Genomic DNA, 23150 nt, shown 5'->3' with positions numbered 1-23150 from the left:
GACTAGATTGGTAAGGAGACCAAAATGTTATCAGCTGTACGTCGTGCAAATTTGTACCTAAATCTATTTGGCTTTTCTAAAGTGCCTCTGATTTGGCTTTGTCATCCTAAGATCATTGCGATAGATAGCGAGCACGTTGAGGTTCGAATCCCTTTGCGAAGAAGAACAAAGAACCATTTGAATAGCATGTATTTCGGCGCTTTAGCGGTTGGGGCGGATGTAGCTGGTGGTTTTCTTGCTATGAGCAAGGCGCAAGAAAAAGGAGAAGCGATCTCTTTAGCATTTAAAGGCGTCAAAGCCGAGTTTTTAAAACGTCCGGAAGCGGATGTACACTTTGTGTGTAACGATGGTCATGTCATTGATGAGATGCTCGATCATACGTTGGCAACGGGTGAACGAGTGAATCGCGATGTAAAAATCGTCGCGTTGTGTCCTAGCTTACATGGTGACGAACCTATGGCTGAATTCTCGTTGACTCTTTCGATAAAAAAAGCAGCCCAACAAGGAAAAGAGGCTGCTTAGTGGTTTGCTGTTTTAAAGAATATCGCTTTAATTGAGTTCAATCTGCTCAATCGAGACGATTTTGGAGCGGTTTAAGACCACTTTCCAACGGTAATAAACAGGCTCATCGGTGTGGTTGTCCTCTTTGACAATCACATTGAGCAAATGACGTTTCTCTACCGACTCTTTGGTCACTTGCCCTTCATTTAAACGGTAAACTCGGTTTGAGCTTTTATCCATCAAGCGGATGATAGGGCGCAAACTGATGTTCAGTGTTTCTCTTGTTTGCTCATAACCACTCAAGAATAGAGAGGTCGCCATTTCGGTTTTCTCGTGATAATGAAGTATCTGCTCTTCGCGCTGCACGACGCGCTTCTTACGTATTCTTTGAATCTTATCTGGCAAGCTACTTAACGTACGATAATCGAGCCACTCTAATTTTCTGCCGACCACTTTTTTCGTTGTTGGATCAACATACTTCTTACGCCACTTTGGCTTGCCTTTACGGATCCATCGCCACATCGCATCGCGCAAATCATCTTTAAAGATTTCTCGTAGAGCATAAATAAATGACATCGCGATAATGAAGGACGCGGAAATTTCCCCAAGGTAATCGCGAGCGAGAATCACGGTTGAGGTCACGACAACCATCACCAAGCCAGTAGCAATACCTTTGATAGCACGCTTGATGTTGTTACCCATTGATATGGTTTCTTCACGAAGCACGATAGGGTGTTCAATCAAGCGTCTTAGCAAGCGCATTTTGTTAGATAGGCGAGTAACGTCTTCAACGACTCTTGGAGAGTTGTACTTGTTGAGTTTTCGATGGGCTTGCTCTTTTTCACAGAGCGTGATCAAGCGTTTCTTAATCGTGCCATAATCGCCTTCACGCGGGAGATGAGCCACTAGAGATAAAAACTTTTGCTCGGTATACCAAGACAGATAGTTATCGATGTTAACGTAGTACCGTTTTAAGTTCTCTTCATAAGGAATAGAACGTCGCAAGCGCTTTAAGATCTCAAGCGTGAGCTCGATAACTTCGTCTACTTCATCTTCCGTTACGGAGTTGTTCTGATGCTTGTTTAAACTTGCTACCGCTTTGTCTAGCGCGATAACGTATTGGTACGCGAACAAACTCAAACTTACTCGGTATTGTTGATTCGACAGGCGTCCACGTTTGGCAAGTCGACTGTGTACTAGCGGTAGAAGGATTTCAGTACTGTAATAAGAGCGTTGCTGTGTGATTGAAGTGTAATAAAATTCGGATTCACTGATGATATCGGCGTTTAAACCAAGCTCACCAGGTATAAAAAAGTAAATATCTAGGTCGACACTTTTGCTCTTTGCGAGTGCATGACTGATTTTTAATGTTATTGAGTCTTGTTTATCGACGGTGACCAAAGAAAGCTCCTGACTTTGTTAAAGCATTCTTAACTTATGCGTACTGTTGAGCAGGTAAGCATAAAAGTGCTAAAAGAGTGACTGGGGCATATAGCTGAACGACAACAGCATAACAGAGCACTATGCTTTTCTCTCTGATTTTCTTGTTAGTTTAGGTATAATTCCACGTAAATTTAAAAAGAGACAAAATCAATGATTAAAATTGGTCAAATTAACAGCTTAGAAGTCATTAAAAAGGCTGATTTTGGCGTATTTCTGGATGGTGATGATTACGGTTCTGTTCTACTGCCTAATAAGTATGTACCAGAGGGTACTGAAATTGGTGATCATGTAGACGTATTTTTGTACTTCGATTCAGAAAGCCAGCTTGCTGCGACCATTGAAAGACCTATTGCCCAAGTGGGTGAATGGGGCTTAATGAAGATTGAGGGCGTCAACGCGACAGGTGCTTTTGTAAATTGGGGCATCAAAGAGAAGGATTTACTTATTCCTTTTAGTGAGCAACGCACTCGCTTCTCTGCGGGACAAACTATTCTTGTCTATGTTTATACTGACAAAGCGTCAGGCCGCATTGTTGGTACGACTAAGTTCAACAAATGGTTAGACAAAACTCCGGCGAATTATGAAGTTAACGAACAAGTTGATTTGATCATCGCAGAGCGCAGTCAACTTGGCTACAAAGCGATTGTTAACGGAAAGCATTGGGGCATGATTTTCCCATCAGATGTGTTTGGTAAGCTTTACATCGGTAAGAAACTGAAAGGCTTTATTAAGCAAATTCGTGAAGATGGCAAAATCGATCTCGCGCTACAAAAAGTCGGCGTGGCAAAAATGGACGATCTTTCTAGCAAGATTCTTGATCTGTTAGAGAAGAAAGGCGGCTTTTTACCTTTGAACGATAAGTCTTCTCCTGAAGCGATTTTTGACGCTTTCCGTACAAGTAAAGGTACTTACAAAAAGACCATTGGTGGATTGTACAAGCAGGGCAAGATTGTTATCGAGAAAGACGGCATTCGTCTGGCGTAGCCCAAACTCACGTATAGCGGATCGGCAGCCAAAAAAACGGCCCAAACTTTTCCTTTTTTTGGGCCTAGGGGAAACGGCTCCGCAGAGCCTGCGCTAAACTTTTTCCAACAATAATTTTGTTGGTGAACATAGAGAGAAATGCCATATCAAAGCATTACTTTGATACAACTAGTTTAGTACAGCGTATCCGGATCGCTAGCGAGCCCAGTTGCTTTCATACTTACGAATTAAAAAGCCATCGCAAATACGATGGCTTTTCATTTATTTATGATTTGCTACTTCTTTAAAATAAGTTCTTATCTCGTACTAATTCGCGAGGAAGACCATTCTTTATTCTGTTGCTTACCCATTTCCCAAGGCCAATGACTGCGCCTTGATAGGTGACAAGCACTTCGCCTTTACCTGTTTTCATTCCCTCAGGAATCGTTTGTGGGCGAACATCACGTCCCATGTACCATTCGCGCGCTTCTTCAATACTGAGTTCAATGGCGTTTGCCTCAGAGCCTGTCGCTAATGCCGTTGCCACCTGATGCTGCCAACGGTAGCCATTTTTATGGGCTTCCGCGATCTTGATCCCCATACGGGAGAAGCGTAATTCGCCGATCATTGGCTCTAAAGAATTAGGGAACAACCAGACATCTTTATCGCGAAGCCATACAGAACTGTCATTTGGAAGTTCAATACCTAACGCACTTTGCAGCTGTTGGGCAATTTCAACCGATTCTTTTTTCGATGCTTTGGTAAACGGGAACTTGCCCATGCGCTTTTTGACCTTTGGTGGTTCAACAGCAGCCAGTTTACGAATTCTTGCAACAAAGAACCCTTCGCAGTCGTAGACCTGTGGAAAGATATGCAAAAAACCTTCTTCAGTTAGAGCAGCATTTGCGTTTTCAAACAAGGTCTCAAGGCTTTCAAACTCAACGGCATCACCAAAGGTTTCTTTCAAGTGATGACAAACTTGTTGGTTTTCTTCGGTACTGAGTGTGCACGTTGAGTAAACCATCACACCACCGGGCTTTAGTGCATGGAAGGCGCTTTCAATAAGATCTTTCTGTGTGTCAGCTATGTCGAGCACGGAAGCTTGCGTCCAGTTTTTCATTGCATCTTCGTCTTTGCGAACGGTGCCTTCGCCGGAGCAGGGCGCGTCGAGCAGAACCGCATCAAATTGTTCTGGTAGCCAACCGCCAAAAACGCGCCCATCGAAGTTACTTAGTGCGGCGTTACGTACACCACAACGTTCCACGTTGGCATGCAGCACTTTTACACGACTTGCGGCGTATTCATTAGCCACGAGAACGCCTTCATTGTTCATTAAAGCCGCGATTTGAGTGGTCTTTGATCCTGGTGCAGCTGCTGTATCTAACACGGCATCGTAAGATTCGTCATTCATAAACAGCGCAGATACTGGCATCATTGAACTGGCTTCTTGAATGTAGAATAAGCCTGACATGTGCTCTGCAGTGTTGCCTAATGGTACAACTGACTCGTCCGCTTCAATCCAAAACCCTGTGTCACACCAAGGCACAGGAGAAAGCTTCCAGCCTTTTGCGTCTGCACGTTCTAGAAACGCTTCAACACTGATCTTCAACGTATTAACACGAATACTTTTGCGCAGTGGCTTTTGGCACGATGCGATAAAGTCTTCCATGTTGAGGTGAGCAGGAAGGATAGTTTGGATTTTTTCCAGAAACGCGTCTGGGATGTAAACATTAGGATGCAATGTGGGATCTCGTTTGCAGAATTTGTGGCAAATAATATACGAAAGCGAAGCAGAAACGAATAGTGACAAGGACCGAGCAATAAAAAAGAGCAGCGATTGCTGCTCTTTTAAGGTAATCAAACTTCAATTGTATGTGAATTGAGCTTTATTCTACGGCTTAGGAATCGCAGTACGCCATTGAGTCCAGCCTTCTTCAGCTTGTGGATATAAAAAGAAAGATTGCCCACTTTTTGCCGCTGGTGGAATAGTCGATTGCTCTGGCGTTGAAAACGCAATTCCTCCGCGAACTAAACTATCAAATGTGCCCGCTTTGATGTTCGCACCAGTAATTCCGATGGAGACATCTACTCCTGAAACATTCCAAAACACACTGTTTTGACGAACGAGGTAAGCATATTCAGGCTGTATCTTGATGGTCGTGACGACGCGATCGGCAAATTCTCCTAGGCTCACGTCGGTTACTTGGCCGACTTCCATCTGGCGGTAAAGAATAGGCGTTCCGACTTGTACTGAGCCTCGTTGTTCACTTTGTAAAGTAAACATCATGCCCTGAACACGTTCTGAACCGTTTTCCAACTGAAAATCAAATTTAGCTTTACCTTTACCTGGCTCAACACTGATGGATTTCGACACCAATGCGCCAAGGTTTTTCACGCCCCCTAAGCCAATCTCTGGCTCAGTTAGCCAAAAATGTGAGCCTTCAACCGCAATGTTTTCTACGTATTCAGGTAGAATTCTTGCGGTAATTTCAACCATATTGCGACGAAAATTCGGTACAACCAGTGTGACTTCACCAACTTTGACGCCTTGATACTCAATCGGCATTCCTTTAGCAATCTCTTGCGAGCCGTCGGTTTCTAAAGCAATGACGCGTCCAAACTTGCGAGCGGTTTTTTGATCTGTATATAACTTCCAGTTGTCTCCAATTTTGTTTTCAACGCCAGGAACAGAGTCAAAAGCGATGCCTCCTTCGATTAACGATTTTAAAGGGTGAGCTTTTACACTCACACCGGCTAGCGATGCATCTATCTCGATCCCTGAACGGTTCCAAAAGACGGTTTGCGGTGTTACGAGGTAAGCAAAGCGGTTTTCGATGGTTGCTTTAATTAACACACCGCCATCAACCAATTGGAAATCGGAGACGTTACCAACAGGAAGATTACGATAGAGCAGAGGGCTGCCTTTGGAAATCGGCGGCAATTCAGAAGCAAACAGTGTGAGTGCTCTAGAGCCACTTTGGTTGTACTGTGCTAGTTCTGCCAATGATTCGTTCTGGAACAGTTGATACTCTTTTTGAATATCTTGCTTGCCTTCGCTTACAAAGCTAATGGACCCAGTTAACAACTGTTTTGCCGGAGGAACGGTAACGCTGAGGCCCGATTCCGTTAACTCTGCAGAGGCACTTCCGGTTACATAAAAACGGTTGTTTGATTTGATCAGGTGTTTGTATTCATGATCAATCAATACGTCCATAAATACTTCATGTTGCGATTTTTTACCTTCTTCAACTAAGCCTACGTTGATAATTGAACCGACAACGATGCCTTTGTAAAGCACGTTGGCACCGCTATCTAGGCCAAACGAGTTGTCAGACACTAAACGAATAGCGATGGACTTTTCTTGCTGTTGGTTAAAAACGTTTTTACGAATGGCAGTAAAGCGGCGAGAGCGATCACCGGCACCTGGCACAATGGTTAAGAAGTTTCCTCTCACGAGATTGGCAATGTTTTCAACACCAGAGAGGGACACTTTTGCTTCTTCTAAGACGAATCGGGTACCTGTCGTCAGCATGTCACTGAAAGCTGGTTGAATTGCCGCTGACGCTAATATCACTTCTCGCCCTTCGGATAGGCTTAAGTCTGTAACTTGGCCAATCTCGATTCCGCGATACATAATGGGTGCGCCTTCGCCACTGATTTTACTGTCATCAGGGAGGACGATTTTAACAGCGATACCTCGACCTGCGGTTTTCAAATCTTTATACAGATGGAATTCAGTATTCTCTTCTACAGGCTCACCGTCATCCGGAGAATCGACGGCGATCGCGCCTCCGAGTAGAGCACTCATGCTTTCTAGCCTTACATCGACGCCTTCAAAACCGATGCTGGCACCGATTCCACTTACGTTCCAGAACCGACTGCGGTTGTTAATGATATGTCGGTATTGATCCTGGATGTTGGCTTGAATCGTGATAGATTTTGCGTCTTCATCCAGCTGGTAGCTGTAGACTTCACCGATTGGAATTTTCTTATAAACAATTTGAGATCCAATCGACACACCACCTAAATCGCGGCTTTTGAGTTTAATGTTCAAACCTTGTGAAACGCGCAAATCTGTTGGTGCAGAGTCTAACGCATGGAACGTTGTTTCAAACTCTTGACCATCTCCAGGTTGAATCGATATGTAATTACCCGACACGAGCGCATCGAGCCCAGAAACTCCCGTTAGGCTTGCTGTTGGTTTTACCAGCCAAAAGCGAGTTTTATCGTTCAGCAATTTTGCCGCTTCAGGGTAGATATCGGCATCAACATAAATACTGCCGAGATCTTCAGTGAGGTTAATGTCTCTCACCATACCGACTTCTAGCCCTTGGTAACGGATAGTGGTTCGCCCAGCGACCAAGCCAGCAGCGTCAGAAAAATAGATTTGCACCCGTTGTCCTGCATCGTGTATCGACTTCACCACAAGCCAGCCAGCTAAGACCATGGTCAAAATTGGCAAAAGCCAAAGAGGAGATATGCCTTTGCTCCGCTTTACATCTGGTACGTATGACGTTTGAGAACTGTTCTGATCACTCATTCATTGACTCTTTTTCTGATTGTGTTGGGCCTGTTTGGTCCCAGATTAGCCTTGGATCAATACTTTCCGCTGCAAGCATGGTCAATACCACGACAACACCAAAGGCCACGGCGCCATATCCTGGTGTGAAATCAAGTATCTGACCACGATCGACTAAGGTCATCATGATAGAAATAACAAACAAGTCCATCACAGACCATTTACCGATCCATTTAACAACAAAGTAAACCATCATTCGTTGTCTCTTAAACACCGAACGTTTGAATTGAATGCAAAGCATGATGTAGGCAAGGCCAAGTATTTTTACAACTGGCACAACAATACTGGCCACAAAAATGATCACTGCGATGCCATACATACCGCTTTTTACCAACCCAGCTACGCCTGAGAAAATAGTATCTTCCAAACGTTTGCCATTGGTCAGCAAGATGGAAATAGGAATCAAGTTGGCTGGGAAAATCGCTATCGTTGCCGCAATGAGGTAAGCCCACGTCTTCTGAATGGAGTTGGGCTTGCGATGATATAACTCGTGGTGACAACGCCGACAATGGTCACCTTCAGGTTGAGACAGGTGGCACTCATGGCAATGCACGTCTTTGTGTTCAAAGGAATAAAGGCTTTCTGGTTTCCAGGCTTCCCAGTAACGACGCACACTGATTCGAGAAACTAACAAAACGGTAAATATCTGCAAAAGAACCAGACCAATTAACCCTGGGCCTACAAAAATGTCGGAATAATCTTGGAGTTTGAAGCAGGAAATGGCGATGCTAACTAAGAACACATCCAGCATTACCCAATGTTTCAAATGTTGAATTAGCCACAGTGAAACACGAAGCCCTCGAAACCACCGTTGATGCAGCGAGATATGTGCCGTAACCACTGAAACACAAACCGTCAGCGGCGCTAGAGAGCTACAAAATAGAATAAGCAGTGAAAGAAGAACAAAGCCTTCTTCCATCAATGTGATCATCCCTGAAGGTAGGGTTGCCGGAATCATCACACCAAAGAGTCGGATACTAATAAAGTTAAAAAAGTGTGATGGAATAAATAGCAGGATACAGGTTATCGCGACGGCTAGATTACCTGAGAGGCTAGGGCTACCGCCTCGATACAACTGTGTGCCACAACGAGGACAGTGTGCATTTTTTCCATTGGGTAAGTCGACGATATCGACAGGCAATTCGCAACCTTGGCACAAGCGCACATTATTTGGCTGCATGGCGTGCTTAGACAGAGAGGTCATAACGACCTCTCTAACTTGAACGATTTAAGCGTGGGACTGTATGCCCCCATATAAGGTTTGATATAAGCCTTCTTGCTCAACTAACTCACCATGAGTACCTGTTTGCGTCACTTTTCCATCTTCAAGCACGTAGATCAAATCGGCTTGTTTTACGGCTGATAGACGGTGCGCAACGATTAATGTTGTTCTACCACGTAAGAATTCAGTCAATGCTTTGTGCAATGCCGCTTCAGTAGCGGTATCAAGCGCAGACGTGGCTTCATCTAAAATAACAAATTGAGGATCACTCAGCACCATTCTTGCGATGGCAAGGCGTTGTCGTTGACCACCTGACAAACGAATGCCGTTACGACCGACTTGAGTATCCAAACCGTGATTCAGTTGAGAAATAACATCTTGCAGCTGAGCTACTTCAAGAGCTCGCCAAAGTGACATTTCGTCAAAATTCCCACCGAGCGTTAGATTATGCCTCAAGGTGTCGTTAAATAGTATAGGTTGCTGTAATACCACGGCAATTTTGTCGCGAATTACTTCAAAACCAATATCTTCTGTTAATTCATCATTAAAGCGAATGCTACCGGAGTTTTGACGATAAACCCCAATAAGTAGTTGTATTAAGGTCGACTTACCGCCTCCGCTCGCACCAACTAGCGCCACTTTCTTTCCTGCCGGTATATGTAAAGAAAGGTTATCTAGAACTTTGTTTTCATTATTATAAGAGAAGTCTACGTTTTCTACTTTAACATCGACTTCTCTGTCTTCTTTGAAAGGATTTACCTTAGGTACCGGTCTTTGTTCTTCTTCTAATACTAATAAGTCGTTGATGCGTTTTAACGCAGCTTTCGCGCTGTACCAAGAAAACTGAATGCCGAGCAGCTCTTGAACAGGAGACAACATAAACCATAGGTAACCAAAAACAGCAAAGATTTGACCAATAGTGAGGTCACTAAACATGACCATCAGCATGGCGACAGCTCTGAATAACTCAAAACCGATTAAGAAGAGTAAGAAAGAGACGCGACCTGCCGCCTCTGATTGCCACGCATACTTGTCTGCATCCACGCGAACTTGGTTCGCACTGTCTTTGAGTTGCTGGAGAAATTCTCGCTCTTTATTAGCTGCGCGCAGCTGGTAAATGCCATCTAATGTTTCAACTAAACGGTTTTGGAAAATTTCAAAAGAATGATTTTCCTTCCGTTTCAGATGTTTAACCATACTTCCTAGTTTACGTGAGAAGTAAATGACAATAGGGTTAACTAGCAGAATAAATAGACCAAGTCGCCAGTCGAGCCAAAGCAGAACGATGGCAGTACCAATGACCGTTAAAAAACTGATAACGAATTTTGCTAACGTAGAACCAATAAATTTATCGATGGTTTCAATGTCAGTGATAAGGTGGGCGTTGATGCCTCCGCTGCCTTTGGTTTCGTATTGGCGGATGCTGATACGACCAAGTTTGTCGATCATTTTACTGCGCATCTCAAACGTGATCGTTTTAGAAACGAGTGTAAATTGTCGGCTTTGAAGGATATTTAACCCCTGACTTGCAGCTCGCATCAGGACGACCAAGAAAAGGGTGAAAAATATATAACCCGTCGGAGTGTGCCACGCTTCAGGGAGAATGGCATTCATAGCAGCTAAGCCTTTTGCTGGTTGGTCCAATAAAACCTCATCAACCATCAACGGCATGAGAAGGGGGATTGGAACACTAATCAAGGTTGCAAGCACCGCTATCAAGTTCGCTATGATCAGCTTGGACTTGTGCTTTTTTACTTGTGTTATCAACCAAGAACGGCTAATAGTGTCATTTTTCAGAAGCATTGTAATTGAGAATAAGTCCTATTATAAAGTAGGGCTGCATTTTAGCGCCATACAGTGAGAATGGAAGCTTTTATAGTAAGTAGGAAGTTAATATGAACATAGAACAATACCATAGACTAACCAAACAAGCCGTTGCTCTAATTGAGTCTGAGCCAGACTTTATTGCTAACCTAGCAAACTTGAGCTCACTGCTTTTCATGGAATTGGACGATCTTAACTGGGCTGGCTTTTACCTAGCAAAAGGTGAAGAGCTCATTCTTGGTCCGTTCCAAGGAAAACCAGCTTGTGTCCGCATTCCTATGGGGCGCGGTGTCTGTGGTACTGCTGCAAAAACTAACACTATACAAAGAGTATACGACGTTCATGAATTTGAGGGACATATAGCGTGCGATGCAGCGAGTAATTCGGAAATTGTGATTCCATTTTCTATTAATGGAAAGGTGGTTGGTGTCCTTGATATTGACAGCCCAAGTATTGGTCGATTCAATGAAACAGACGAAGAAGGTCTCACTCATTTCATGGCTGAAGTAGAAAAGCTGCTTAATTCACACGCGAACGACGCATAAATTAGCCCTCGAGTGTGGTTTTTCCTTGGCATGTCACTATAATACGAGAATATTTTTTCTTAATGCTTCGCGGAAATCCGCTCAAATCAGGAACCCTCATGACTGAAAAGTTAAAAAACAGCAAAGAAGTTATTGCATATATTGCTGAATGTTTCCCTAAGTGCTTTACTTTAGAAGGTGAAGCAAAACCTCTGAAAATTGGTATTTTTCAAGATCTTGCGGAACGTCTAAGTGAAGACGAAAAAGTAAGCAAAACACAGCTTCGTGCAGCGTTAAGACAGTACACTTCATCATGGCGTTACCTACATGGTGTAAAACCAGGTGCAGTACGTGTAGACCTAGACGGCAACCCTTGTGGTGAGCTAGAAGAAGAGCACGTTGAACACGCGAAAGCGACACTTGCAGAAAGCAAGGCAAAAGTTCAAGCTCGTCGTAAAGAACAAGCACAAAAAGCTCGTGAAGAGGGTAAGGCGAAAGCGAAACCAGCGGCTAAAAAGCCTCAACAGCCTCGTCGTACTAACAAACCAAAAGTACAAAAAACAACTAAGCCTGTAGAAACGCGCGCTCTAAATGCTGACGAAATCACAGTAGGTAACGCAGTTAACGTGAACATGGGCAAAGGAAACATGGCAGCGACCATTGTTGAGATCAATAAGGATGATGTACGTGTTCAACTTGCTAACGGCCTACAAATGGTTGTGAAAGCGGAGCACTTGCGCGCATAAAGGAGATACTCCTACGCATGAATTGCCGTTCAAAAGTGACACTGATTGCTGCTAGCTTATGGCTAGCAGCATCAGCTCAGGCTCTCGAAGCCAAACTACATAAAGATGACTTGCCGGTTCTCGCTCCTGAAGTTCAGCACGAAACAGCTAGCAAACGAGTCACCTCTCGATTTACCCGCTCTCATTATAAGCATTTCAGCCTCAATGATGATTTCTCCAAAGCGATCTTTGAACGCTATGTAGAATTGCTTGATTATAATAGAAATATTTTTACTCAAGCGGACATCGACTCTTTTAAAGACTGGTCAATTGAGCTTGATGATCAGCTAAAAGCTGGTAACAACCAAATTGCTTTTGATGTTTATAACCTCTCAATGCAAAAGCGTTTTGAGCGCTTTGCTTATGCGTTAACGCTACTCGACGAAGAGATCAAGTTTGATACTGACGACGAGATAGAGTTAGACCGTTCTGAAGCTGCATGGCCAAAAGACGAAGAGGAGCTCAACGAGTTATGGCGTAAGCGCGTGAAATATGACGCGTTAAATCTGAAACTGACTGGCAAAGAATGGCCAGAGATTAAAGAGGCTTTAGAGAAGCGTTATAACAACGCGATGAAGCGGATCACACAGACGAATAACGAAGATGCATTCCAGTTATATATGAATGCCTTCGCCCGACAAGTCGACCCTCATACTAGCTACCTTTCTCCACGTAATGCTGAGCAATTCCAATCGGAAATGAACCTTTCTCTGGAAGGCATTGGTGCTGTTCTGCAAATGACTGACGATTACACAGTAATTCGTTCACTTGTTGTTGGTGGCCCTGCGTCGAAGAGCAAGCAGCTTGGCGAAGGGGATCGAATCATCGGTGTTGGACAAGACGGTGAAGAGATTGTCGACGTGATCGGTTGGCGTCTGGATGATGTAGTTCAATTAATCAAAGGCCCAAAAGGCACAAAGGTTAATCTACAGATCTTGCCAGAAGGTAACGATGCGAAGAGTTACATTGTCACAATTGTTCGTGACAAAGTTCGCCTAGAAGATCGCGCAGTGAAGTCGGAGATCATCGAAAAAGATGGTAAGAAGATTGGTATTTTAGAAGTGCCAAGTTTCTACGTCGGTTTGTCGAAAGATACCGATAAACTGCTTGCTGAGTTAAAAACCAAAAACGTTGACGGCGTAATCGTTGATCTACGTAACAACGGTGGTGGTGCATTAACGGAAGCGACAGCATTAACAGGGTTATTCATTAAAGAAGGTCCTGTTGTTCAAGTTCGTGACAGCTATGGTCGTATTAAGGTGAACGCCGATACTGACGGAAAAGTGAGCTACGATGGTCCACTGACGGTGTTGATTAACCGCTACAGTGCTTCGGCGTCTGAAATTTTCGCCGCAGCGATGCAAGATTATAATCGTGCCATTATTTTAGGTGAAAATTCTTTCGGCAAAGGTACGGTTCAACAGCATCGTTCACTGAATCATATCTACGATCTATTCGATAAAGAGCTAGGCTACGTTCAGTACACGATTCAGAAGTTCTACCGTATTGACGGTGGAAGTACGCAGAATCGTGGTGTTGCACCCGATATTTCGTACCCAACACCAATTGAAGCTTCTGAAACGGGTGAAAGTGTAGAAGACAATGCACTACCTTGGGATCAGATTGATAAAGCAAAATATCAAACCTTCCCAAGCAACGAAGCACTAGTTGAAAAACTCACCGCTCTTCATAACAAGCGTATTTCTGATGAGATGGAATTCCGTTTCATCAATGAAGACATAGAGAAGTATCGTAAAGAAAAAGACGATAATATGTTGTCTTTGAACGAGAAAGTTCGTAAGGCTGAATCGGATAAAGCGGAAGCACTTCGTTTGCAACGCATCAATGAGCGTCAAGCTGCTTTAGGTAAGGAAGCATTCAAAACATTGGATGATATACCTAAAGATTATGAAGCGCCTGATGTTTATTTAGATGAGTCTGTCGCGATTATGGTTGATCTACTCAAGCAGAAAAATCAGTCATAATAACTGGCAATTCAAAGTAAAAAGAGTGAGTCTTTCAGGCTCACTCTTTTTTTTTATGTCTTTTCATCTTTGTTTGTATTGAGTATCAAGTAAGATATTCGCTTATTTTTTCCCAATAATTTACGTGATCTACATCTAAAATTTCGCGAAAGTGAGGACTACTGCCTAAGCTAAAAGAAAACGATAAGGATGCCGATATGAAATGGTTCTTTATTTTACTTAGCTTTTGCTGCTTTAGTGTGTTTAGCGGAGAAAACACCAGAGAAGATGAATTAAGTCACTTTGACACGCCGTTTCTCATCGGAGACTGGTATTTAATGAACCCAAACCCCGAAGAGTCGGCTGAAAATTTTCGTGCGATAAAACTGTCACTGGGTTCCGACTACAGCTTTTCTATTGATATTCAAAAGAAAGATTATTCTGTCGATCATTGGGAAGGATTGTATAACGCCAATGAAGACACCATCGTTCTTGGCTTAAACACAGATGAGCCTCAAATTTATGCCTATCGCAATAATCACAATACACTTGATCTTAATGGTGTGACTTTTACTAAAGGGTTGTCTAACTCGCTAGCGGGCATATGGTCTAGCTCTTATGTATCCGGAGATGGCCTTGTGGCAAACAACATCAACCATATGGATCTGATACTTCAACCTGACTTCGTGTTTATGTTTCGGGTATCCAACGAAGAAGGGGATGAGTCAATCAAGCAAGGTGTTTTTTACACAGAAGATGAATATTTAGTCTTGCTCTATGAAAATGGCGAGCACGGGACCACCTATAAGCTCAACAAAAATGAATTAACGATCGAAGATTCAAATGGCGATATGTACGCGGTACTTAATCGGGTAACGCCTTGATAGCTTATCTTGCTACGACAAATTACGCGAGCATACGGTAAATTGTCAATGTTGTTTAAATGTTAATCAAAAAACGGAGCTAGAGCACTAAAAGCTCCGTTTTTTGATGGAAAGACTTGTATTCTGATACCACAACCCCTACAAATAGCTTATATAGTGATACCAGAACGGCATTTTTGATCATGCAGTCTGGTATTTTTGTTGTTCGACATACAAGGATTTATGCTCATGTCCCAAGCTCCCCAGGCCAAATATCGTAAAGATTATCAAGAGCCATCTCACGCGATTACCGATATCGATCTTACGTTTGATCTTTATGACAGTGACACCATCGTTACGGCGATATCAAAGGTTGCTCAAAAAGGCGATACAACAACGCTAGAACTCGATGGCGAGGGGCTTGAGCTGCGCGCTGTAAAAGTAAACGGTGAGGATTGGGCTCATCACGAAGTGAAAGAATCATCGCTTGTACTGACCGATCTTCCATCCGAGTTTGAACTTGAAATCGTCACCAAAATTGATCCTGAAGCGAATACAGCACTCGAAGGTTTATACAAATCAGGCGGCGCATTTTGTACTCAGTGTGAAGCTGAGGGCTTCCGTCGTATTACTTATTACTTAGATCGTCCTGATGTTCTGGCAAAATACACGACAAAAGTGATCGCAGATAAAGCCGCTTATCCATATTTGCTGAGCAATGGTAACCGAATTGCAGAAGGCGATGCAGAGAACGGTCGTCATTGGGTTCAATGGCAGGACCCGCATCCAAAGCCAGCTTACTTGTTTGCTCTTGTCGCAGGGGACTTTGACGTACTGCGTGACAAATACACAACGATGTCAGGTCGCAGTGTTGATTTAGAAATCTTTGTTGATAAAGGTAACTTAGATCGTGCAGGCCATGCGATGACATCGCTGATCAACTCGATGAAGTGGGATGAAGAACGCTTTGGCCTTGAATACGATCTGGATATTTACATGATCGTTGCCGTTGATTTCTTCAATATGGGCGCAATGGAAAACAAAGGCCTAAACATCTTTAACTCAAAGTATGTTCTGGCTAATGACCAAACGGCGACCGATCGTGACTACTTAGGTATCGAAGCTGTGATCGGTCATGAGTACTTCCACAACTGGACTGGCAACCGTGTCACTTGTCGTGACTGGTTCCAATTAAGTCTAAAAGAAGGCTTAACCGTGTTCCGTGACCAAGAATTCTCTTCTGACTTAGGCTCTCGCGCAGATAACCGTATCGATAACGTACGTATCATCCGTGGACCTCAGTTTGCAGAAGATGCAAGTCCAATGTCACATCCAATTCGTCCTGACAAAGTCATTGAGATGAACAACTTCTACACGCTAACAGTGTATGAAAAGGGCAGCGAAGTTATTCGCATGTACCATACACTCCTTGGCGAAGAGGGCTTCCAAAAAGGGATGAAACTTTACTTTGAACGTCACGATGGTACTGCTGCCACATGTGAAGACTTTGTTTCTGCAATGGAAGATGCCACCGGTGTCGATTTAAAACAATTCCGTCTATGGTACAGCCAGTCTGGTACACCGACGCTGCGCGTAAATAGCGAATACAATGCCAATGCAAAAACTTACGCACTAACGGTAGAGCAATTTACGGAGCCAACGCAAGACCAGGCTGAGAAGCAAGCGCTGCACATTCCGTTTGATATCGAGCTGTACGATTCGAAAGGTCGAGTTATCCCGTTGCTGATTAACGGTGAATCTGTTCACAACGTGCTAGATATTAAACAAGATAAGCAAACGTTCGTATTCGAGAATGTCGAAGAACAACCAGTGCCATCTTTGTTGCGTGAATTTTCGGCACCAGTAAAACTAGAATACGACTACAGTGATGATGAATTAGTCTTCTTGATGAAACACGCGACGAATGACTTTGCTCGTTGGGATGCAAGCCAAATGCTATTGGCTAAGTACATTCGTCAGAACGTGAAAAACGTTCAAGCCGGACAAGAAGTATCGCTTTCTGAAGGCGTGATAGATGCGTTCCGTGGTGTGCTATTGGATGAGACGCTTGAGCCAGCTTTCATTGCTCAAGTTTTCTCTTTGCCTTCAATTAATGAGATTACTGGCTGGTACCAGCAAATTGACATCGATGCCGTAGACAAAGTGCTAAACAGCATTACAGTGTCACTTTCCCAAGAGTTAGAAGATGAGCTAAGTGCAACTTATCATACACTGAAGCAAACAGAGTACACGATCGATCATGCTGCGATTGGCAAGCGTGCATTACGTAACCGTTGTCTGCAATACCTAGCACATACGAAAAAAGGTAATGATTTAGTGAAAGCACAATACGCATCTGCAAATAACATGACAGATACGATTGCAGCGATGAGTGCGGCAAATAGTGCTCAGCTTGAGTGTCGTGAAGCTCTTATGGCAGACTATAGCGATAAATGGAAGCACGATGGTTTGGTTATGGACAAGTGGTTTGCACTTCAAGGTAGCAATCCTGCAGAGGATGCACTTGAAAAAGTAAAAGCAACCATGAACCACGAAGCATTTAGTTTGAAGAACCCGAACCGTACGCGCAGTTTGATTGGCTCGTTCTTAAGTGCTAACCCTGTACGTTTCCATGATAAATCCGGTGCAGGTTACCAATTTGCAGGAGAAATCCTTCGCCAACTTAATGATTCGAACCCACAAGTCGCATCTAGAATGATTGATCCTTTGCTTAAGTTCCGTAAATACGATGAAGGTCGCCAAGCTTTGATCAAAGCAGAACTTGAAAAGCTCAAAGCAATGGATAATCTTGCTAAAGACTTATTCGAAAAAGTGACTAAAGCACTAGACGAATAGTAAACAACACAATAGGGTGGTCATTAAGGCCACCTTATTGTTTATGTCACTTAGTTTTTACTTCATGAACTATTACTACTTCAACCTCAACATTTCATATCAAACGTTTTTATCCCATTATTCTGGCGCGGCAAGTGTTGTTCAAGTCGTCACACATAATGGTTTACGTTTGCAGTTACCCGCCGCACGATTTAGACCATTTCTTAGTCAATTAGGCATTAAAGGCCAGTTTAGACTAACAACTGACCAAAATAATAAGTTTCTTAAGTTAGAAACTCTGTGATGTATTGTATTTGCAGAGAGTTAAATAGGAATCTTAGTCACAGAATCGGACATTTCACCTCTTACCACCACGATTAGTTGTTAAACATTTGTAATTATGCTTTTACAATGGGCACATGCATTACCTATGCTTAGTTTCTAAGGTAACAACCTAGCTACTAAGTCCCCCTACAAAACAACAATTCTAATGTGGAGTGTGAATATGACCGCGCGTGAAAATGTAGTGCCGGTTCTGCTTGAAAAAGTTTACCAACTGATTCAAGACAAACTCGAGCTTTCTCACCAAACGCTTGTAACTAAACTTGCTCAACACTTATTCAGTAACATTGCTGATGATGACCTGATTCAGCGAAACGAATCCGATCTTTATGGTGCTGTCGTCAGCCTTTGGCACCATATCAATGAAAAAAAACCAGAAGAGATTTCGGTACGAGTATTTAACCCGACCGTAAGTCGTCAAGGCTGGCAATCCACACACACAATCGTAGAAATTGTTGTTCCAGATAGTCCATTCTTAGTGGACTCAGTCAAAATGGCTTTAGCGCGTTTGGATCTTGTTTGCCACTTAATGTTAAACAACCCAACACAGATACAGCGTGATAAAAAAGGCCAAGTTACCGACGTAAACGGTGAGGGTGGTGTTCTTCAATCACTGTTCCATATCGAGGTAGACCGCCTTACTAGTAAAGAAGAGATGCAAGCGCTTAAAGAAGAGCTGTTAAAAATTCTATCTGACACTCGTTTAGTCGTTGATGACTGGAAGCAAATGGTTGATAAGCTTAAGCTTGTGACTGATGAACTTGAGAAAAATAAAGATCGTGTTTCTATCCAAACGGATCGTATGGACGAAACGATCGCATTTCTTCGTTGGCTAGAAGATCATAACTTTACCTTTATGGGTTACAAAGATTATGACTTAGAAGAAGTCAATGGTGATACCGAGCTTGTTCCTGCTAAAGAAAAAGGACTTGGTCTATTTGCTGATGACAAGCGTGTGCGTAGCGTCAAGCTATCTGAGCTTTCAGATTCAGCGCGGTTAGAAGCGAAAAAGCCATACGCTCTGATCATCACAAAAGGTAACAAAGCATCTCGTATTCACCGTCCAGCTTATACTGATTACATCGGTATTAAGAAGTTTGATGAAAACGGTAAAGTAATAGGTGAGCATCGCTTTACTGGTCTATATACCTCTGCCGTGTATAACCAAGCGGTACAAAGCATCCCTCTGATCCGTGAAAAAGTGGACCGTATCCTTGAAGCGAGCGGATATCGTCACGGATCGTATTCATACAAAGCATTGCACAATATCTTAGAAAACTACCCACGCGATGAACTACTTCAAGCAAATGAAGAAGAGCTGCTTGAGGTGGGTATGGGTGTTGTACAAATGCAAGATCGTGACCTACTGCGTTTATTTGTTCGTAAGGACCCATTTGGTCGTTTCTTTAGCTGCATGGTTTATGTCACTAAAGATCGTTACAACACAGAGTTACGTCGTCAAACTCAACGCATTCTTAAGCAGTACTTTGGTTGCGAGCAAGAGGTGGAATTTACAACGTTCTTCTCAGAAAGCCCACTAGCGAGAACACATTACATTGTTCGTGTAGACAATAACAACATTGACGTAGACGTGAAAAAGATCGAGCAAAACCTAATGGAAGTTTCTACCTCTTGGGATGACAGACTAAAAGAATCCATCATTGCTAACTTTGGTGAAAGCAAAGGCCTTCCTCTTTCAAAAGAATACATGAGTGCGTTCCCTCGCTCATATAAAGAGGACATGATGCCAGGTTCTGCGGTTGCGGATATTGAACGCTTAGAAGCGTTAAGTGATGATAATAAACTTGGCATGTTGTTCTACCGACCTCAAGAAGAGGGGGCGGATTCAAAAGCTGTTCGCTTGAAGTTATACCACCGCGATGAGCCAATCCATCTTTCTGACGTAATGCCAATGCTTGAAAACCTTGGCTTACGAGTGATCGGTGAATCACCGTATGAGATCGAGAAAAATAACGGACAGACATTCTGGATCCTTGATTTCTCTATGCTGCATAAGAGCGAGAAAACGGTTGATCTTCGTGAGGCTCGTGATCGTTTCCAACAAGCATTTGCCGCAATTTGGGCGGGCAACCTTGAAAGTGATGGTTTTAACCGATTGGTACTAGGTGCGTCGCTATCTGGGCGTGAGATTTCCATTCTTCGTGCTTATGCTCGATACATGCGCCAAGTCGGTTTCCCATTCAGTCAACAATACATCGAAGACACGCTAAGCCACTACCCAGACTTAGCAACAGGTCTAGTCAAGCTGTTCACCAAGCGATTCGATCCGAAACACAAAGGCAGTGAAAAAGGCCAAAACGATCTGATTAAAAAGCTAACAGAGCAGTTGGATCGTGTAGAGAGCTTGGATGATGATCGTATTATTCGTCGTTACATAGACATGATCATGGCAACACTTCGTACTAACTACTATCAGCTAGACGAAAGCAAGCAATCTAAGCCTTGGTTATCTTTGAAAATGAAACCGAGCGAAATTCCAGAGATTCCGCAGCCTGTACCAGCGTTCGAGATCTTTGTGTACGCACCAGATATTGAGGGTGTTCACCTTCGTGGCGGAAAAGTGGCTCGTGGTGGTTTACGTTGGTCAGACCGTCAAGAAGATTTCCGTACAGAGATTCTTGGTCTCGTAAAAGCTCAGCAAGTTAAGAACACCGTTATCGTACCTGTGGGTGCAAAAGGCGGCTTTGTTTGTAAACGCCAGCCATCTCTCACAACCCGTGATGAGATCTTTGCTGAAGGCCAACGTTGTTACAAACGATTTATTCGTGCGCTACTTGATGTATCGGATAACATCATTGAAGGTGAAGTTGTGCCACCACAGAACGTTGTGCGCCATGACGAAGATGACCCATACCTAGTAGTGGCGGCAGATAAAGGCACAGCAACATTCTCAGACCTAGCGAACTCTGTTTCTGCAGAGTACAACTTCTGGTTAGGTGACGCATTCGCTTCAGGTGGTTCTAATGGTTACGACCACAAAGCGATGGGTATCACTGCAAAAGGTGGTTGGGAATCTGTTAAGCGTCACTTCCGTGAAATGGGCATCAACTGCCAGACCACTGACTTTACCGCAATCGGTGTAGGTGATATGGCAGGTGACGTGTTCGGTAACGGTATGCTGTTATCGAAGCACATTCGATTGCAAGCTGCCTTTAACCACATGCACATCTTTATTGATCCAAATCCAGATTCAACCACCAGCTGGGAAGAACGTAACCGCTTGTTTAATCTGCCAAGATCAAGCTGGGAAGATTACAATAAAGATTTGATCTCTCAAGGTGGTGGCATCTTCTCTCGTCGTTCAAAATCGATCCAGTTGACACCAGAAATTCAGAAAATGTTAGGTACTAAGAAAGCATCTTTAGCGCCTAATGATCTGATTAAGATGATCTTGAAAATGAAAGTCGATCTGCTTTGGAATGGTGGTATCGGCACTTACGTTAAAGCCTCGACAGAAACTCATACGGATGTTGGTGACCGCGCTAACGACATGCTGCGCATTGACGGCCGTGACTTAAGAGCAAAAGTAGTTGGCGAAGGCGGTAACTTGGGTATGACTCAGCTTGGTCGTATTGAATACGCACTGACTGGCGGCCGAGTGAACACAGACTTCGTTGATAACGTGGGTGGCGTTGACTGTTCGGATAATGAAGTCAACATCAAGATCTTCCTTAATGGACTGGTTTCAAATGGCGATCTTACGGTTAAGCAACGTAACCAAATTCTAGAGTCTATGGAAGACGAAGTGGGTGAAATTGTATTAGATGATGCTTACCGTCAGTCGGAGTCGATCTCCGTGACTGAACAGCAAGGTGTTGGCATTGTTAAGGAACAAATTCGATTCATCCATACCATGGAAAAAGCAGGGTACTTGGATCGTGCTCTCGAATACATCCCTGATGATGAAACGCTAATCGAGCGTGAAAAACAGGGACTAGGTCTGACTCGCCCTGAGCTATCAGTGTTAGTTGCCTACGGTAAAATGGTACTTAAACAGCAACTTGTTACGGATGAAATCGCGAATGACGAATTCCATGCGAAACAGCTTGTTGAGTACTTCCCAAGTGCGTTACGACGTAACTATAAAGATCAGATGGTTAATCACCCACTGCGAGCTGAAATTATCGCTACAGCATTGGCTAACCAGATGGTTAATGAAATGGGCTGTAATTTCGTCACTCGTTTGCAAGAAGAAACCGGTGCAAGTGTTGTCGATATTGCTAACGCATACAGTGCGGCTCGTGAAATTTTCGATCTAGAAACAATTCTTAAGCAGACTCGTGAACTCGATAATATCGCCACAGCTCAAGCTCAGTACGAAATCATGTTTTATGTTCGTCGAGCACTACGTCGAATTGCACGTTGGTTGCTTCGCAACCGCAGTGGTAAATGCACAGTTGGTGAGCTGATTGCTATCTACAAGCAAGATGTCAATATTATCACTGAAACCTTAGACACTATGCTGGTTGAGTCTGAAGTAGAAGAACACAATGAACTTGCTCAAGGGTGGATTGAGAAAGGGGTAGAAGAGAAACTTGCACATCAAGTCGCTCGTTTATCCAGCTTGCAATCTGCACTGGATATCTCATCAGTGGCGAGTGAAACAGGTAAAACGGTTGAGCAAGCATCGAAGCTCTACTTTAACTTAGGTGACCGTTTGTCGTTACACTGGTTCTTGAAGCAAATTAACAGCCAAGCCGTTGATAATAACTGGCAGGCACTGGCAAGAGCTGCATTCCGAGAAGATCTGGACTGGCAACAACGTCAACTTACGGCTCAGGTATTAAATTGCGGCTGTGCAACGGAAGAGCTAGACGTGATGAAAGCGTTAGAAGATTGGATGGAAACTAACGAGCAATCACTGCACCGTTGGGAAAGCATCTTGAATGAGTTCAAAGTTGGCTCTGTCCACGAATTTGCTAAGTTTTCTGTAGCACTTCGAGAATTAGTACTCTTGAATCTCAACTGTTCGTCGAAAGAGTAGATGAGTTAGTCAAATTGTAAGTAAAAGCCTCGTTATTTAGCGAGGCTTTTTTGTTGCTCATCTTTTCTATTATAGCGCCGAGTGAGTTACAGCGTAACGGCGAGGGGAAGTTAAAATAGGCTGAAATCGATTGCTTTAGGGTGGTTAGTTATAAATTTTATTGTTGAAATCTTACTCTAATTGTTTGTTTTATATTTGAAAATATTAGAAAGATATAGGTTTTTACTTAATACATTCATTTTCATTGAATTACGATGAAAAACAGTAAATAATATTGTCCCGTTTATACGGGGCTTTTTT

At 43.3% G+C, this 23150-nt stretch carries 14 protein-coding genes; 9 read left to right on the top strand and 5 right to left on the bottom strand.

Annotated elements, in window-relative coordinates; translation table 11 throughout:
- Positions 1 to 24: 24 nt before the first annotated feature.
- Positions 25 to 522, top strand: a complete 498-nt coding sequence (locus ACWYVB_RS00365; RefSeq protein ID WP_046876210.1) for a DUF4442 domain-containing protein — start codon at positions 25 to 27, stop codon at positions 520 to 522.
- Between the two features lie 27 nt (positions 523 to 549).
- Here ACWYVB_RS00365 and ACWYVB_RS00360 read toward each other — a convergent pair whose 3' ends face one another.
- Complete coding sequence (locus ACWYVB_RS00360; RefSeq protein WP_006743263.1) at positions 550 to 1902, bottom strand: hypothetical protein; 1353 nt, start codon at positions 1900 to 1902, stop codon at positions 550 to 552.
- A 192-nt stretch (positions 1903 to 2094) separates the two neighbouring features.
- Between ACWYVB_RS00360 and ACWYVB_RS00355 the strand changes: the two genes are divergently transcribed.
- Complete coding sequence (locus tag ACWYVB_RS00355) at positions 2095 to 2928, top strand: CvfB family protein (protein ID WP_005396561.1); 834 nt, start codon at positions 2095 to 2097, stop codon at positions 2926 to 2928.
- 283 nt (positions 2929 to 3211) lie between these two features.
- Here the strand turns inward: ACWYVB_RS00355 and rsmF are convergent, their stop codons facing one another.
- The 4 genes from rsmF to ACWYVB_RS00335 form a co-directional block, all read right to left on the bottom strand.
- Positions 3212 to 4648, bottom strand: a complete 1437-nt coding sequence (gene rsmF / locus ACWYVB_RS00350) for a 16S rRNA (cytosine(1407)-C(5))-methyltransferase RsmF (RefSeq protein ID WP_046876211.1) — start codon at positions 4646 to 4648, stop codon at positions 3212 to 3214.
- A gap of 150 nt (positions 4649 to 4798) precedes the next feature.
- Positions 4799 to 7447: an MlaD family protein gene (locus ACWYVB_RS00345; RefSeq protein WP_457527507.1), complete on the bottom strand. Its 2649-nt coding sequence runs from the start codon at positions 7445 to 7447 to the stop codon at positions 4799 to 4801.
- The gene (locus tag ACWYVB_RS00340) at positions 7440 to 8690 is read right to left on the bottom strand and encodes a paraquat-inducible protein A (RefSeq protein ID WP_109168316.1); all 1251 of its coding nucleotides are present in this window, start codon (positions 8688 to 8690) and stop codon (positions 7440 to 7442) included. The genes ACWYVB_RS00345 and ACWYVB_RS00340 overlap by 8 nt, the downstream gene beginning before the upstream one ends.
- Before the next feature lie 24 nt (positions 8691 to 8714).
- On the bottom strand, positions 8715 to 10511 hold the full coding sequence (locus ACWYVB_RS00335) for an ABC transporter ATP-binding protein (protein WP_053807440.1): 1797 nt from the start codon (positions 10509 to 10511) through the stop codon (positions 8715 to 8717).
- 92 nt (positions 10512 to 10603) lie between these two features.
- On the opposite strand from ACWYVB_RS00335, the gene ACWYVB_RS00330 reads away from it, so the two are divergent.
- From ACWYVB_RS00330 to ACWYVB_RS00300, 7 genes are all read left to right on the top strand, one after another.
- Positions 10604 to 11077 carry a GAF domain-containing protein gene (locus ACWYVB_RS00330; RefSeq protein WP_012841805.1) on the top strand — a complete coding sequence of 158 codons (474 nt, stop codon included), beginning with the start codon at positions 10604 to 10606 and terminating at the stop codon, positions 11075 to 11077.
- A gap of 98 nt (positions 11078 to 11175) precedes the next feature.
- Positions 11176 to 11802, top strand: a complete 627-nt coding sequence (gene proQ, locus ACWYVB_RS00325; protein ID WP_046876216.1) for an RNA chaperone ProQ — start codon at positions 11176 to 11178, stop codon at positions 11800 to 11802.
- 17 nt (positions 11803 to 11819) lie between these two features.
- Positions 11820 to 13826 (top strand): carboxy terminal-processing peptidase, encoded by a 2007-nt coding sequence (prc, locus tag ACWYVB_RS00320; RefSeq protein WP_457527504.1) that lies wholly within the window; start codon positions 11820 to 11822, stop codon positions 13824 to 13826.
- Positions 13827 to 14023: 197 nt separating this feature from the next.
- The gene (locus tag ACWYVB_RS00315) at positions 14024 to 14689 is read left to right on the top strand and encodes a hypothetical protein (RefSeq protein ID WP_005396553.1); all 666 of its coding nucleotides are present in this window, start codon (positions 14024 to 14026) and stop codon (positions 14687 to 14689) included.
- Positions 14690 to 14917: 228 nt separating this feature from the next.
- A complete protein-coding gene (gene pepN, locus ACWYVB_RS00310; RefSeq protein ID WP_457527502.1) occupies positions 14918 to 17524 on the top strand; it encodes an aminopeptidase N in 2607 nt (868 codons plus the stop codon).
- 64 nt (positions 17525 to 17588) lie between these two features.
- The gene (locus ACWYVB_RS00305) at positions 17589 to 17807 is read left to right on the top strand and encodes a DUF2835 domain-containing protein (RefSeq protein ID WP_046876238.1); all 219 of its coding nucleotides are present in this window, start codon (positions 17589 to 17591) and stop codon (positions 17805 to 17807) included.
- Positions 17808 to 18008: 201 nt separating this feature from the next.
- On the top strand, positions 18009 to 22850 hold the full coding sequence (locus ACWYVB_RS00300) for an NAD-glutamate dehydrogenase (RefSeq protein WP_457527500.1): 4842 nt from the start codon (positions 18009 to 18011) through the stop codon (positions 22848 to 22850).
- The last annotated feature ends 300 nt before the right edge of the window (positions 22851 to 23150 follow it).

Source organism: Vibrio sp. JZG10 (assembly GCF_054064075.1).
The sequence above is the reverse complement of the archived record's forward strand: the minus strand, read 5'-3'. Positions and strand labels throughout refer to the sequence as shown.

Excerpts from the sequence above, each read along its gene's own strand:
- ACWYVB_RS00300 (WP_457527500.1), top strand. The coding sequence starts at position 18,009 with ATGACCGCGCGTGAAAATGTAGTGCCGGTTCTGCTTGAAAAAGTTTAC.
- proQ (WP_046876216.1), top strand. The coding sequence starts at position 11,176 with ATGACTGAAAAGTTAAAAAACAGCAAAGAAGTTATTGCATATATTGCT.
- ACWYVB_RS00340 (WP_109168316.1), bottom strand. The coding sequence starts at position 8,690 with ATGACCTCTCTGTCTAAGCACGCCATGCAGCCAAATAATGTGCGCTTG.
- ACWYVB_RS00355 (WP_005396561.1), top strand. The coding sequence starts at position 2,095 with ATGATTAAAATTGGTCAAATTAACAGCTTAGAAGTCATTAAAAAGGCT.
- pepN (WP_457527502.1), top strand. The coding sequence starts at position 14,918 with ATGTCCCAAGCTCCCCAGGCCAAATATCGTAAAGATTATCAAGAGCCA.
- prc (WP_457527504.1), top strand. The coding sequence starts at position 11,820 with ATGAATTGCCGTTCAAAAGTGACACTGATTGCTGCTAGCTTATGGCTA.
- ACWYVB_RS00365 (WP_046876210.1), top strand. The coding sequence starts at position 25 with ATGTTATCAGCTGTACGTCGTGCAAATTTGTACCTAAATCTATTTGGC.
- ACWYVB_RS00330 (WP_012841805.1), top strand. The coding sequence starts at position 10,604 with ATGAACATAGAACAATACCATAGACTAACCAAACAAGCCGTTGCTCTA.
- ACWYVB_RS00305 (WP_046876238.1), top strand. The coding sequence starts at position 17,589 with ATGAACTATTACTACTTCAACCTCAACATTTCATATCAAACGTTTTTA.
- ACWYVB_RS00345 (WP_457527507.1), bottom strand. The coding sequence starts at position 7,447 with ATGAGTGATCAGAACAGTTCTCAAACGTCATACGTACCAGATGTAAAG.
- ACWYVB_RS00315 (WP_005396553.1), top strand. The coding sequence starts at position 14,024 with ATGAAATGGTTCTTTATTTTACTTAGCTTTTGCTGCTTTAGTGTGTTT.
- ACWYVB_RS00335 (WP_053807440.1), bottom strand. The coding sequence starts at position 10,511 with ATGCTTCTGAAAAATGACACTATTAGCCGTTCTTGGTTGATAACACAA.